The sequence below is a fragment of the Alteromonas sp. ABV2_168 genome, from assembly GCF_056161165.1.
Genome location: NZ_JBSWYQ010000008.1, coordinates 148,253 through 163,470 on the forward strand (window position 1 = coordinate 148,253; position 15,218 = coordinate 163,470).

Sequence of the window (15,218 nt, forward strand, 5' to 3'; positions counted from 1 at the left end):
CCTGATCACCGGCGGATGTTGAGCCGGACACACCGGCATTTTATTTCTTCTGTGAAAACAACCATGGCAGTAGTCCGGGTTCTGCCAGAGCCGGATCCCAGCTGTTATGATTCACGCCCGGGTAGGTGGTGAATTTGACCGGATTGCCCTGTGCCTTCAGCCCTTCCACCATGCGAATGTTATATTCGGGGATCACCACCTGATCCACATCGCCATGGAATGCCCAGACGGGAAGATCAGAACGGATATTACCGGCAAGTTCAGCATTTGCACCGCCACAAATTATCACTGCGGCAGCGAAGGTGTCAGGCTTTCTGGCTAACAGCTCATAGCTGCCCATGCCCCCCATAGACAATCCCATCAAATACATGCGGGATGTATCCACGAAAGGCTGCTCTGACAACCAGTCAGTTATCGCCATGACGCCTTTAAGCGCGTCGGTGGCCGGCACGTCATTTTCGCCGGTATACGGATAGTCAAAACTAAAGGGTAACTGACTGCGGTCAGCGATGGCAGCGGCCCAGTAATCTTCTGCAGGCGCCTGAGGGAAAATAACGATGGCGGGAAAGTCGCTGCGGTGCTCTGCAAACAATTTACCGCCGTTGTTCAACTGCGCCTGATTGTCGTTGCCACGCTCTCCGGCACCATGCAGAAAAAGCACCACCGGATAGTTTTTTTGCGGATCAAATTGTTCCGGCAACATCACCTGATAAGGTGTTTTTGTGCTTCCGCTGTCAAAAACATTGGCTTCATAATACTGTCGCCAGACTTCCCCGGCGGCGGACTCCTGTGCACTCACATTCTCTGCCGCAGGTTTTTTTGGCGCCTGAACAACAGGCGTATTGTGAGTGGTACACCCTACCAGCAGAACACTCAATGCCACAGCACTGATTGAAAACTTAGCCAATCTTCCCATCATCTTTTTCCCTGTTAGTGTCCAATGGACTGAATGTTCGACTGTACTTTATGGTCGATAGTAAAGCCCAGCTTTTTCAGTCCCCGCTGAACATCTTTATCCTTCATAAAAGTGTTCCACAACAGAGCTGTCCGGTAGTTTTCTATCATACCTACAATAGGCCCCTGATCGATGGCCAGATAGGTATTTCTTACCTGGGTTTCCGGATTGTCTGACACACTTAAATTAATGCCGTCGAAAAAGCCCATCCGGCCAAACATGTGGCGGCCATGGTTACGGTAAAGGTTTTTCAGTACTTTCATCGACTCAGCCGGTGTATACGGCATAGAGGATAAGGCGGCCGTTGGCGAAATAGTGCCGTGATCCCGTTCAGCGCCCGGTGCATGTGCCGTATAACCCACCGGCACCATATCACCGGCTGTCAGCCCCCAGAGATCTTCACCATAGCCCTGCCAGCCAAAGGGATTATCAATACAGTACGCACGGTTTATCAGTGTATGGCGTTTGTTTTGCTCCCAGTAATTCGTGTAGCGATCACGCAAGCCTCTCGGATCCAGCCCCATGAAGCTGTAATGAGCAAAGAACAGAGGGCCCCCCATGTTCACTTTATTACCCAGCGGTAATGTCATACCATAATAGGTTGAGTAGTTTCTGAATTCTTTGACTTCCCAGCCCCCCCAGCCTTCGTGGTAAGGTTCAGCGGAAATAGCATTAGTCGGGGATGACGCAGCAAGAATGTAGACAATCAGCGCCTCATTGTAGCCTTTGATAGGGTGATTCATTTTCCAGCCGTAATTTTTCGACCAGTGCCAGTACAGAATATCTTTGCCCTGTGTATACCATTCCCAGTCCATGTCTTCCCACAATGCAGTAATGCGATTACGTAAACGCTGCTCTTCTTTATCATCGCCGTTGAAATACTGACGGGCAGTCAGCAGACCCTGCATCATAAATGCGGATTCAACAATATCGCCGCCATCATCGTATTTACTGAAGTTAAAAGCATTCAAATCATCTGCGGTATACCAGTGTGCCCACATGCCCTTGAAACGCTCGAACTGTTCCAGGTGGTCTGTCATTTTGTTCAGTCTCGCCACAGCCGCCTTGCGGGTTACCCAACCCCGTTCCGCAGCAGTGATGATGGCAGCAATACCAAACCCTGTACCACCGGTTGTCACGATGTCACCATCCTGGTCCATGAAGGGGATGCGTTCCCGCGCCATGCCACTGGAAGGTTCAGCATGGTCCCAGAAATAGCGGAAAGTATAACGCTGCACCATATCCAGCAGCTCATCATCGGTAAAATCGCGGGTTTTGGCTTCTCCTGACGCCAGTTCTGTTTCTGTATCGCCGTTTACTTCCATAAGCCGGTATTGCAAGGTCAGATTAGTGCCCAGATCACGGACAAAATCCATGGCAAATGCACTGTTCGTTTCCAGTCGCGTGTGCCAGTTCTTTCCGTCCTGCGTTACCTGAACACGATAGCGGGTACCTTCTTCATGCAATGATTCCCAGTTCAGTTCTACGTGACTGTCGTAACCGGTTATCTGCCATCCGGCAGCGAATACGGGCAGATTAAATAAAGTGATAATGGCGAAAATTGCGCCGGAAAAGCGTTTACTGTTCATGCTGTCTGGCCTCTGATTAAGGTCATGTTTTTTATTGATAAAGTCGGGGCAGTCATGCTGCCCCGTTTTGAATTAAAATATCTGATGTTTGCGTTGTTACATCAGAAGCGCCAGCCTGCTGACAGCTTCAACTGACGTTTTCCGCCGTTAGTTGCCGCAGTCATATTCGGCTGCTGGAAGTTACTTTCATCAGGATTCAGATAGAACGTGTTGTAGTTATTTTCGTTAAACAGGTTCTGAACATCAAAACGAATCCAGGCGACGGAGTTCTCACTGATATAATCTGTCGGGAAGTCTTTACTCAGTGCCAGATCAAAGCGTGAATAGTCACTGGCCGGTGGCTCTGCCCGGCGGAAAGCACACTGGTCATTTTCATCACACAGGGTGTATTGATAAATAGTTTCAGAAGACCAGGTGTATTTGGCAGTGAGCGCCACATTCCAGGGTAAGTCGTAAGAACCGGTAAGCACAACCCGGTGATCAGGCACGCCTACAGACTTGTTCCAGCCGTAATCGCTGACTGACTCATAGTCAAACGCATAGACTTCACTGTAAACACGGTTTTCTTCCGCATCAGTGAAGGTGTAAGCGATGTTCACGCCCCAGCCGTCTTTATGAGAACGGTTCAGTTTAAAGTAGAGGTTATTCGCGCGGGTTTCACCGTCGTTAGTTCCGATGATCAGACTGCCCCAGCCCGGAATACCGTATCCCCAGGGTGAGCCCCAGTTGGTGCCGGGTTGAAAAAATTCGCCGTCTGGCAAGCGGTTGCCCAGCAGCCAGTTAAAGCCATTTTTACTCACCGTTCTGGCAATACTGATTTCTGAGTTCCAGTCACCGAACACACTGCGTACACCCAAACTCATTTGATCGGAGTACGGCATCTTTAAATCGTTAGGCAACAGATGACGGCTGCCCCTCACCTCTGTGCTGCTGATTAAAGAATCCAGCCCAGCCTGCGTGAGATAAACCGGGTCCCATGCCACACAATTTGACGATGAAGCATCACACTGATTAGCACTGTCACCCTGAAAGAAGTATTCCGCCGTAGCAAACGAACCGGAGCTTTGTTCCAGCTGCATAAAATCGAACTGATTACGATCATAGGAACGGCCATAGCCACCGAACAGCATATGGTTACGGTCTTCGTCCATCACATAACTGACACCGAGACGGGGCTGCCATGCACCGGTGAAGTATTCTCTCTCGCTGCCGGTACTGATGTAATTTTCAATATCAAAATTGGCGTTCTGAATGTTCTCCCACCCCCGTAAGGCATCGACTAATTCATCCGGCGTCTGATAGTCTTTGTAGCTTGGGGTTTCTTCGTAATCCCAGCGGATCCCGATGTTCAGCGTTAACCTGTCAGTAACTTCCCAGTCATCCTGAATATAAATACCGAACTGACGGTTTTTCGCTTCTACAGCACCGCCCACGGAATCGTCTGCCGGGATCCCCCACTGCACGCGATAGGGCTGCACGATGTCGAAGCTGCCCTGACTATTGAATTCAACGTTGTAGTAATACTGCGGATTAATTGGCTGTTGCTGTATGGTGCGTAATTCGATGTCTTTGTATTTAAAGCCGGCTTTAATCACGTGATAACCGTGCCAGTCCAGATCAAGCCAGGTGAAATCGTTTTGGATCCCCCACCCTTTCTGACCTTTTTCCTGATAGTCCTGCCCGCCGCCGACGTTGATGATCGACTGCTGCGCTGCGGTCACTAAACGCATGCCGGGTTCATCAGTGAAAGCACGGGGGTTCCAGGCAGCATCTTCATAAGTCAGCCGGAATTCGTTCTGCCAGGCATCTGCTGTGTTGGTATATTTCATGTGATAACGGTGGTCCTTTACCTCGCGGTCAACACCGTATTCATAGGCATTGGCGCCGCCAAATCCGGATACATCACTTTCATCCCGTAATTTCACGGACAATTCCAGCGCCTGGTCAGCATTGATCATCCAGTCAATTTTGCCGAAAAACAGATCTTCCTCAAAATCAGAAGCAAAACGGCCGATCTGAGATGCGTATTCATCAGGCAAAGTGACAAAGTTAACCCCTTCTCCACCGATCACATCCTGAGGCTGGGCAATGGTTTTCTTCTCGTAAGATGCTAAAAAGTGCAACTGATCTCTGATAATGGGGCCGGCAAAGGTTGCACCGGCGTGACGGATGAGTGAGCGGGTTTTCCCCTGCGTTTCGTTTGGTTCAGCCTCACGGAGTCCTTCATCGGTGTAGTCGACAAAGAAATCACCTTCAAATTCGTTGGTGCCCGAACGGGTGACGGCGGTAATGGCTGTACTGCCGACCTGGTCATACTCGGCTTTGTAGTTTTGCGTAATCACCTTGTATTCGCCAATGGCACTTTGCGGGAACGGATTTCCCCGGCTGGAGTCCTGACCGGTGACACCGCCTTTAAGGACATAATCTTTCTGGCTCACACCATCAAGAAACACGTTAACACTGCGCTGATGCTGAGCCCCGCCGCGCAGACTCACGCTGCCGTCGGAGGAGGTATTTACCTGCACGCCAGGGGCAAGATCGGCAAAGGCCAGAAAGTTACGGTTATTCTGTGGCAGGCGCATCATCATTTCAGGGGTGATATTGGTGCCGATTTCTCCTCCGGAGAATGCCTCAATGCGGGTACCGGACACCGTGATGACTTCCATATTGTCATCTCCGCTGGCTGCCACATCAAAATTCAGTCGCGCTGTCTGCCCTACGCGAAGAGTGATTTCTTCAACATCACCGTCCACGATAACCTGATAAGTACCGGGTTTCAGACCAACAAACACATAGGAGCCGTCTTCACGGGTAGTGGTTTCACTGACATATCCCCGTTTTGTATCACGGGCCATGACCTTCTTGCCGGCCAACGATTCGGTGGTGCTCTCTACTTTACCCCGCAGAGTGGCTCCTTCAATCTGTGCCAGTGCCGGAAAACTGCTGATCCCCGCTGAAGCGATGGCAATAGTCAGGGCGCTGCGCTTCAGCCAGTGTGGTGTCTTTTTCATTGTGTCTCTCCATAAAATAGTGGCCGGCTTCATATCCACGATCCATCTGTTATGACCTGTTGCCGGTAACGCTCACTGAGCGGAGGATCTCTGTCCTTTTTTGCTCAGCCTGGTCATGTCACTGTCGATACGCTTTCCCTGATTGCACAACTACCACTCTATGGAAACCGATTTCATCAACAAACCAATAAAACGCCGGATAGATCCAATGAAAACCAGGTGAAAAGGATACGATCCGGCGTCTGGGATCCAAATCTACATTAGCCTTTAGTCTAAAGTCAAATACAAAAAATTAACAAACCCGGTTCACTAAAGTAACCTACAAACCCTACTTAAACATTAAAATACATGAACTTATAGAAATAAGACTTTTACAAAAATGTTAATACGGATGAGGTAATAGAGAGGTTCAACAAACCGGCAGGTTGGAAGGAGAAGACAAGCGGGCACTAAGAGAGTCAGGGAATCTTGTTATGGTGGGATAAATCTGAGAATTTAAATCAAACCATTGATTTATATTAACTTAAAGAATAAATAAACAAACAATGAAACCGATTTCCATCACTTTTATTGCCTTTACAGTCCGGAACTGCCAAACTCACTGAAAAATATTACGTGCTGAAGTACATAAAAGCTCAGTATCAACCGGTTTTTCCTTATCCCGACAACTCGCAGAACAAAGAGGATCAGGCTCATGAATAAACGTTTGCCGGCCCTGTCGAAAAGTGGCCATAAAGAACTGGCAATGAGTGATATCGCCAGCAAAGCCGGCGTCTGCAAAGCGACGGTGTCACGGGCATTAAATACACCGGAGCGTGTAAGTGAAGCCACCCGTAATAAGGTGCTCGCCGTCGTCTCGGAAATGGGTTACACACCGAACAAACTGGCTGCCGGATTGCGTCAGGGAAAGTCGCGCAATATCGCCATTATGCTGCCGGATATTACCAATCCCTATTTTTCTCCGGTTATCCGCAGTATCGAGAACGTTGCTCACCGGCGGGGTTATTCAGTGATCCTGAACGATACGCAGGACAACCCGGTACTGGAAAAAACCTTCGCAGGTATGGTGAAGACCCGTCAGGTGGACGGCATCATCACGAATTCCAGCCGTATCCCCTTCGACATAGACCCGTCATTGCCCGTGGAAGAACAACTTCCTCCGCTGGTAAACGCATCTGAATTTACTGAAATTGGCGGGATCCCTAAGGTAGGCGTAGACAATTACCGTATCGGCGTAGAAGCCACGGAACACTTACTCCGGCTGGGTCACCGTCAGATCGGGATCATTGCCGGCCCTGATTCTATTAACAGTTCCCGTTTGAGAGAAACCGGCTTTCGTGATGCGATGAAGCAGGCCGGCATTCCGGTTGACGGGCGCCTGCTGTACCACGGTGATTTTTCCAGTCAGTCGGGGGTCGAAGGCGTACACCGTCTGATGCAACAGCGCAACCGGCCTACCGCCATTTTCTGCTTCGGAGATCTCGCCGCCATCGGCGCAATGCATGCTCTAAGGGAACTGGAATATTGCATACCCGACGATGTATCCATTATCAGTGTAGACGGTATTGCTTTAGGCGAATATTGCGCACCGCCGCTTACGACCATTGCCCAGCCAATGGAAGAAATTGGCGAAAAGATTGCTCATATTCTGCTGGATTTAATTGACGGTAACAGGCCGGCAGAACTGATGAATATTCTGCCCCATAAGCTGATAGTGAGAAAAAGTACCGGTCCTGTACCGCAACCCTGAAATTGTTGCTGTCAGCGCCTGGCCGGTTGTGCAAAGCAACTTATACCTGCTGAACTTTACCTGCCGGCGCAAGGCGGTTTGCAGTGAGAAACAGCAGTGCAATTACCGCTGCACCGGACGCGACAACGGCACTGAAATAGAAACTGGCTACCGGAGATATGGCCCAGATTTGTCCGCCGGCAGCAACGCCCGCAGCCTGTCCGCCACCGATACATACAGCACAGTATAATGCCTGCGCTTTGCCTTCATGGGCAGTGTGCACGCATTGCTTGAACAGCAGCACCGCCACCGTATGAACTGCACTGAAAGACACGCCGTGGAGTAACTGCAACAAAGTCAGCTCTGCAACATTGCCTGCCTGCATCCCTGTTCCCAACCAGCGAAAGGCTGTCAGACACAGGCTCACCAGCAAAATGAACCGTAAACTGAAGCGGCGCATAACCCAGGGCATAGCGGCAAACATCAGTAATTCAGACGCAACAGCGACAGTCCACAGATTGCCGGTAACGGCCGCACTGATACCTTCCTGCTTGAGAAACAGACTGTAATAGCCGTAATAGCTGCCATGACTGAAGTTCACCAGAAAGAACACCACCAGCAACAACCACAGCACCGGATTTTGCCAAATCCCGCCGGGCTGTTCCAGATTGCCGTCCGGTTGTTCCTTTACAGGCTGGTCGCGATTGACCAACGTCATCAAACATAATGTGAACAGCAAGCCGGCGACAATGTAAGGCAACAATGCCACAGAATAAAGATTGATGATCTGTCCGGTAAGCCACACAGCGCTTAAGAAACCGAAGGAACCCCACAGTCTTATTCTGCCGTAACGGTGAGAATCTTTTCCCAGGTGATTCAGCGTGATAATTTCGAACTGGGCATTCAGTCCCTGCCAGCAGAACGCACTGGCACATACTGCCAGAACCAGCGCCCAGTAATGTTCAAAAAAGGCAAACACACACAGAAAAATCAGCGCTGCCGCTAAATTTCCGGCACGGATAACACGCAGGCGGGAAGATGCGCGGTCACACACCTCGCCCCACACGTAGGGAGCAATGAGGGTTGTCACCATCTGCAGTGCGGTGAGCTGTCCGGTCTGCCAGGCGCTGTAGCCCATCGACTCCATAAACAGCATCCAGTAAGGCAGCATTGTGCCGAGTACCGCACAGACAAAAAAATAAACCCCGGACAGCCGCCAGTAAGGCACGGCCGGTTCGGGGTTTCTGCTGGTAAACATCCTTGTTCAGACTCAGTGCTACGGGGTAGTGTTACTGAGCTTAATAGCGTCTTCGTTGATAACCCGCACTTCACGCTGCGGGAACGGGATCTCAATATCGTGTTCGCGGAGGGTTTCAAATACCATCAGCAGCAAGTCGCCGCCCACGCGGTTCTGACCGTCATCCACACCTTCCATCCAGAACTCAACGAACATGTTTACGCCGGAGTCACCAAAGCTGTCGATTTCACAATCCGGCCGGTATTCAATCTCCACATCATCGCCGCTGATCACCTGAGGATGTTCACTCACGGCATCTTTAATGATTTCAACCATTGAGCGGATATCCGTTCTGTAAGCAACAGAGAAATCAATCCGGTAACGTTGTTTTGAATCTTTGTGTGTCCAGTTTACCAGCAACGAGTTGATGAACTTCTCGTTAGGCACCAGGATATCTTTACCGTCGTAAGTCTCCAGCACCGCATAACGCATTTTAAATTCACGGACAAACCCTTTGCTGCCGTCGTCCAGTTCAACGTAGTCACCGACAGTTAAAGAACGGTCGAGCAGGATAATAATACCGGAGATAAAGTTCGACGCGATGGACTGCAAACCAAGACCAAGACCCACACCCACAGCACCACCAAATACGGCCAGCGCAGTCAGGTTAATTCCCATGATATTAAGCAGCAACAGGAAGATAACGCAGAACAGCGCCACTTCGAACAGCTTGGCGAACACTTCTTTGGTGGTGACATCCAGCTTCTTATGGTTGCGGATAATATCCTTACCCATGGAGTTTGAAGCACGGCCAAGCCAGAACAGTAAAATACCGAAAATAAGCACACGGGCGATACCGTAAGCAGAAACATCAACGTTGCCCACGCTGAAAGAAACCGTTTGCAGCGCGCCGATAACTTTAGGCAGCACGTCAATCAGATGAAGGAAAACAATGGGGATCCCCACCCAGCGCAGAAACGCCGCTATCCCTTTATTGGAAACGAACTCACGGATGCAGGAATGAATGAAGATCAGCACTGCGATAACCACTGCGATTTCCAGCAGCCATGCATCCAGCTGATATTTTTTGCCCAGTACCGAAGTCAGTTTCAGTAACGTGATAGTAATAATAGGGAATAATGTGCCGCCGAGGCGATACACAAACATTTGCAGTGAGTGTGCGCCTTCTTTCGGCTCCTGCCGTGTCAGCACAAACAAACTGCGGATCTTCCTTGATACCAGCCATCCCACCAAATAAATCGCCAGCAACGCAGCAACCTGATACAGGAAACCGGGGCTTACCACCGCTTCCTGTACGTGCTGAAACTGACTTTGTAACTCTGCAACAAAATTTTCCATCAATAAACCTGTTTGAGGATTTTTAACGGGCTTGTTGTATCGTCATTTACCGGTGTGGTAAAGCTTTTCCTTATATTATTTCAATGTTCTGCGACCAGTGCACTGAGTTCTGATTTAAGGATGTTCTTCCTGACCTTTCCGGCACCTGTACGGGGTAATGCGTCCAGCAACCGGACATGTTTGGGTAGTTTATAACGGGCCAGCCCTTTTTCCATTTCCCTTAATAAGCCTTCCTTGTCGAAAGATTCATGACTCACCGACGGCACCACAAACAGACAACCGGATTCTCCCCACTTTTCGTCCGGTACACCTATCAGCGCACATTCCAGTATTTGCGGGAAACGCAGTGCTACAGCCTCAACTTCAGCGGGATACACGTTCTCGCCGCCGGAGATGAACATATCTTTGATGCGATCCACAATCCGGATATAGCCGTCCTCGTCGCTCACGCCAATATCACCGGTCTGAAACCAGCCGTCAGGTGTGAAACTGCGTTCATAAGCGCGGTGGTTCTTCCATACATCCACAAACAGGTTCGCCCCCTTGATCTGTATTTCACCGGCTTCACCAAATGCCACCGGCTGATTACCCGGCCCGGTCAGCCGCACATCGATACGGTGTGTAGGTAAACCGACGTAACCGGCTTTCTGATCGATAATACGCATATCAAAACTCATCCCGAGCACGGTGCCGGCTTCACTCATGCCATACCCGTCCACGATGGGGATGCCGTCATTTAACCATGCTTTGATCTGTACTTCCGGATGAGGCGCACCACCGGTCAGCAGCGCTTTCAGTCCTGTCATTTTTGACGCATCAAAATGTGCCAGTTGACGAAGGGCATTGGCCATTTGGGGTACACAGAAATAATGACTGACCGCCAGCTCAGGATCACACAACCGGTCAAAGGTACGTGCCGGCTCGAATCCGTCAGAAATGATTAACCGCCCACCGAAGTAAAGCGCAGGACGCACACAGGAAATCAGGCCGATGACATGGAACATAGGTGTTTCGCACAAAAAGGTACTGTGTTCATCCACATGCCCCAGCAGCGCCATATTCTGCGTGGTTTCCATAATGGTTTGTTCGGTATGTACAATACCTTTCGGTAACCCTGTTGTGCCTGATGTGTACAGGATAAGCGAAGGTGCGGCTGAGTTCTCGTTACTGATAACAGAGGGTGTCAGTTCGCTGACCAGATCAGGCAATGTGGAAAGCGCTACATAGGGCAAACCGGCACGGTCAGCCTCTTTATCGCCACATACCAGCGAAGGCTCGCAATCATCCAGTAATTGCATCAGTTCTTCCTGAGACAAACGCCAGTTCAGAGGAACAAATAGCACCCCTGCCCGTCCGCAAGCCAGATGCAGCGCCACGGTTTCAGCAGAATTTCTCGCCAGACAAACCAGCCTGTCCCCCTTATGCACACCTTGTTGTGACAACCAGGTCACCAGGCGGGAAACGAAACCGTCCCACGCCTCATATGTCCAACGACGCTGCGAGGTAATGTCGTATACCGCTTCGTCTCCGGGACGCAGACGGGCCTGAAAAGAGAGAAAATCCATGCTGCTCACTCCGCTTACTTCTGCTGACTCTTATCGTATGCACCCAGACCCGGCTTATAGGTCTTGTCATCAATAAACTGCTTGATGCCTTCTTTGCGGCCATCGTTATCGAAGCTGTTTGCTGCTTCCTGCGCACGTACCAGATAGTCTTCCGCATTGTCGTAAGTCATTTCTTTCACGCGGCGGATGGCATCTTTTGTGGCTTTCAGGGCGACCGGATTTTTGCCTTTCAGCACATCACATACCGTCTGTACGCGGGCTTTCAGCTCACTCAGCGGTACCGCTTCGTTAACCAGTCCCCACTCAGCCGCAGTTTTACCGTCAATGTTTTCCCCCATCATGGCGTGGTACATAGCTTTACGCAGTGGCAGCAAATCAGCCACGACCTTACTGGCACCGCCGCCCGGCAAAATACCCCAGTTAATTTCACTCAAACCGAATGTGGCTTCTTCGGCCGCAAATGCGAGATCACAGCCGAATAACGGGCCATACGCACCGCCAAAACACCAGCCATTGATCATGGCAACCGTTGGCTTGTGGTACCAGCGCAGACGGCGCCACCAGCCGTAAGCTTCTGACTGCGCCCTGCGTGTTGCGCCCAGGCCTTTCGCTTCGTTTTCTCGGAAATATTCTTTTAAATCCATGCCCGCACTCCAGGAAGTGCCTTCCCCTGTCAGCACCAGTACGGCTACATCGTCGCTGTACTCCAGCTCATCCAGTACCCGCATCATCTGGCGGTTCAGCGCCGGATTCATGCAATTGCGTTTTTCCGGACGGTTCAGGGCAACCCACGCCACCCCGTTTTCGATTGTCACCGCTACGGTGTTTGCTTCCTGATTTTCTGTACTCACAATCATTCCTTACTCAAAACGATAAAATTCAATACTTTAAAAAATTAAATGGGATAGTGGCCGGGTTCAGTTTCCACAGTGATCCAGCGCAGTTCTGTAAACTGGTCGATACCGGCTTTGCCGCCAAAGCGTCCGTAACCAGAGGCTCCCACACCGCCGAAGGGCATTTGCGCCTCATCGTGCACAGTAGGGCCATTCACGTGGCAGATACCTGACCGAATTTTTCCGGCGACCTTCATGCCCCGTGCCGCATCGCGGGTGAATACCGCCGCACTCAGTCCGTACTCAGAATCGTTGGCAATTCGCACCGCATCCGCTTCGTCTTTTGCACGGATCATCGCCACTACCGGACCGAAGCTTTCTTCACTGTAAATCGCCATGTCCGCGGTGACTTTATCCAGCACCGTAGCCGGCATTAGCACCGATGTAGCTTTACCGCCGGTAAGGATCACAGCACCTTTGCTGACCGCGTCGTCAATCAGCCCGTTGACCTTTTCAACAGTTTTCTGGTCAATCACCGCACCCAACGGGGTGTTCCCTTCACGGGGATCGCCGGTTTTCATGGTGGATACTTTCGCTGCCAGCTTGTCGGCAAAAGCATCAGCCACCGCATCTACCACAACCAGACGCTCGGTAGACATACAGATCTGGCCCTGATTCATAAACGCGCCGAAGGAGGCCGCTTTCACCGCTTCGTCAAGATCAGCATCGTCCAGTACCAGCATAGGGGCTTTACCACCCAGCTCCAGCAAGCAGGGCTTCAGATGTTCTGCTGCCCGTTTTGCGATAATGCGGCCCACGGCGGTTGAGCCGGTGAAGTTAATGCGTTTTACCGGTTTGGCATCAATCAGCGCGCCCACAACATCTGCGGCATCTTCCGGCGCATTGGTGACGATATTTACTGTATTTTCAGGGAATCCGGCTTCTGCCAGCGCTTCGATGATCAGCGAATGAGTGCGCGGGCACACTTCCGATGCTTTTAAGATCACTGCATTGCCGCAGGCAAGTGCCGTGGAAATGGCGCGAACACCCAGAATAATTGGCGCATTCCAGGGGGCAATCCCCAGAATGACACCAACCGGAACACGCTGAGCCATGGCAACACAGCCCGGTTTGTCAGACGGGATAACTTCACCGCTGATTTGTGTAGTCAGTGAGGCGGCTTCACGCAGCATGGAAGTTGCTAACATCAGGTTGAACATAGCCCAGCCTGCAGTGGCGCCCGTTTCTTCCATCATGGCTTTGACGAAATCGTCTTTCTTACCTTCAAGGGCAATGGCAGCCTGAGACAGGATGGCACGGCGCTGGTTAGGGCCAAAACCGGACCAGATTTCAAAGCCTTGCTGTGCTTTTTCGGCAACAGCCTGCATGTGTGCACCTTTCATTGCCGGTGCCTCACTGGCAACTTCGCCGGTGAGCGGGTTTAAGCGGGTAAAGTTCATCATCACTCCGTTTTCCGGTGGATTAGTTATTTTGTGACGGCAGACAAAGAAGAATGCGTTGCTGTTCCCCGTCCGCCCTGTTTGTTGTTTAAGAAATAAATCGCCAGTGTGGCTACCAGCGCGCCTGTGCCCATGGCAATGGCGACACCCTGCAGGCTGACACCATTTGTGAAAAGTAGTCCGGCAACCACCGGGCTCAACGCCGCACCACCGCGACCGATGCCAATTACCACGCCCGTGCCGCTTGCCCGCACGTTCGCCGGGAACGCCTGTGCCATCAGTCCGTAAAGCCCCACAACACCGGCATTAGTGAAAAACCCTGTGGCTGCGGAAACCAGCGCCAGCGTGCTTAAGTCGCTGTAACCAATGCCAAATACCGACACCATCACGAAAGCCAGAATAAGTACCGGTATCATGGTGAGGCGTAAATTCAGCTTGCTGGTTAGCAGTCCCAGTAAGATGGCACCAACCGCACCGCCCAGGTTTGCCCACACCAGCACCTGACCGGCCTGTGCAGCACCAAAGCCCATGTCCACCACAATTTTCGGGATCCATTTTAGAATGAAGTAGAACGTCATGATTTGTGCAAAGTATGCCACCATTAACAGCAGCGTGAGCTTGCGCATTTCAGGCGAAAACAGTGTGCTGTAACTGGATTTTTTGGCTGATACTGCCGGCGCAGGCAATGCATCCAGCAGAGGCTTTTTCATACGCGCAAGCATATGATTAACCTTGTCCAGCGTTTTTTCTTTCGGATGGTTAACCATGTACAGCAGAGATTCAGGCAGCCAGAACGCCACCACCAGCATGAACAGACCGGTAATGCTGCCGCCGAAAATAAATACGGCACGCCAGGTGTGGGTTTCCAGCAACATTGACGCAATACTTCCGCCAAGCACTGCGCCGATGGGATAGCCGGTGGCCATGATAATGACGCAAAGGTTACGGCTTTTCTTATTCGCAAATTCCGATACCATGGCGTTTGTAGAAGCCAGCATTCCGCCAATTCCCAAACCGGTAATGAAGCGGATGATCAACAGTGTCATCACGCTATCGACGAACGCTGCACCAAACATACCAGCGGTCATCAGTACCAGACAAAACTGAATCGTAGGTTTGCGGCCAAACTTATCGGCAATGCCGCCCAGAAAAATAGAACCGAAGGCCATACCCACCAGCTCCATGGCCAGCACCACACCCAGCTCGGCGCGGTTAATCCCCCACTCTGCCGCAATTCCCGGCGAAGCAAAGCTGATAGCCAGAACATCAAAGCCATCCAGCGCATTAAGAGAGATACAAATGATAATTGCCACCCATTGCACAGGGCTCAGTTTGGAATCATCAAGAATTGCAGTTAAAGACATAGTGACCATCCTCTAAGTCACATACGCAAAAAGAAAACAAGGTGTCAGGCGTAAATGACTTGTGTAATCGTTAAACACGATATTAACAATTAAACACATTCTGAGAATGGCATAAA

The 15,218-nt window shown here is 50.8% G+C and carries 10 protein-coding genes; 1 reads left to right on the top strand and 9 read right to left on the bottom strand.

Annotated elements, in window-relative coordinates; genetic code table 11:
• Positions 1–40: 40 nt before the first annotated feature.
• From ACXAH4_RS13395 to ACXAH4_RS13405, 3 genes are all read right to left on the bottom strand, one after another.
• Positions 41–919, bottom strand: a complete 879-nt coding sequence (locus tag ACXAH4_RS13395; protein WP_474882238.1) for a carboxylesterase family protein — start codon at positions 917–919, stop codon at positions 41–43.
• Between the two features lie 11 nt (positions 920–930).
• Positions 931–2,544 carry a glucoamylase family protein gene (locus ACXAH4_RS13400; protein WP_474882240.1) on the bottom strand — a complete coding sequence of 538 codons (1,614 nt, stop codon included), beginning with the start codon at positions 2,542–2,544 and terminating at the stop codon, positions 931–933.
• A 101-nt stretch (positions 2,545–2,645) separates the two neighbouring features.
• A complete protein-coding gene (locus tag ACXAH4_RS13405; RefSeq protein WP_474882242.1) occupies positions 2,646–5,555 on the bottom strand; it encodes a TonB-dependent receptor domain-containing protein in 2,910 nt (969 codons plus the stop codon).
• A 694-nt stretch (positions 5,556–6,249) separates the two neighbouring features.
• Here ACXAH4_RS13405 and ACXAH4_RS13410 point away from each other — a divergent pair.
• Complete coding sequence (locus tag ACXAH4_RS13410) at positions 6,250–7,305, top strand: LacI family DNA-binding transcriptional regulator (protein WP_474843340.1); 1,056 nt, start codon at positions 6,250–6,252, stop codon at positions 7,303–7,305.
• A 40-nt stretch (positions 7,306–7,345) separates the two neighbouring features.
• On the opposite strand, the gene ACXAH4_RS13415 is transcribed toward ACXAH4_RS13410, so the two are convergent.
• From ACXAH4_RS13415 to ACXAH4_RS13440, 6 genes are all read right to left on the bottom strand, one after another.
• The gene (locus ACXAH4_RS13415) at positions 7,346–8,542 is read right to left on the bottom strand and encodes an MFS transporter (protein ID WP_474882244.1); all 1,197 of its coding nucleotides are present in this window, start codon (positions 8,540–8,542) and stop codon (positions 7,346–7,348) included.
• Positions 8,543–8,560: 18 nt separating this feature from the next.
• Entirely contained in the window at positions 8,561–9,880 is a 1,320-nt protein-coding gene (locus tag ACXAH4_RS13420) for a mechanosensitive ion channel family protein (RefSeq protein WP_474882245.1), read from the bottom strand.
• A gap of 80 nt (positions 9,881–9,960) precedes the next feature.
• Positions 9,961–11,445, bottom strand: a complete 1,485-nt coding sequence (locus tag ACXAH4_RS13425) for an AMP-binding protein (RefSeq protein ID WP_474882247.1) — start codon at positions 11,443–11,445, stop codon at positions 9,961–9,963.
• A 14-nt stretch (positions 11,446–11,459) separates the two neighbouring features.
• The gene (locus ACXAH4_RS13430) at positions 11,460–12,296 is read right to left on the bottom strand and encodes a p-hydroxycinnamoyl CoA hydratase/lyase (RefSeq protein ID WP_474843346.1); all 837 of its coding nucleotides are present in this window, start codon (positions 12,294–12,296) and stop codon (positions 11,460–11,462) included.
• A 44-nt stretch (positions 12,297–12,340) separates the two neighbouring features.
• Positions 12,341–13,741, bottom strand: coding sequence for an aldehyde dehydrogenase (locus tag ACXAH4_RS13435; RefSeq protein WP_474882249.1), 1,401 nt, complete (start codon positions 13,739–13,741; stop codon positions 12,341–12,343).
• A gap of 23 nt (positions 13,742–13,764) precedes the next feature.
• Positions 13,765–15,102 (bottom strand): MFS transporter, encoded by a 1,338-nt coding sequence (locus ACXAH4_RS13440; RefSeq protein ID WP_474882250.1) that lies wholly within the window; start codon positions 15,100–15,102, stop codon positions 13,765–13,767.
• Positions 15,103–15,218: the final 116 nt, after the last annotated feature.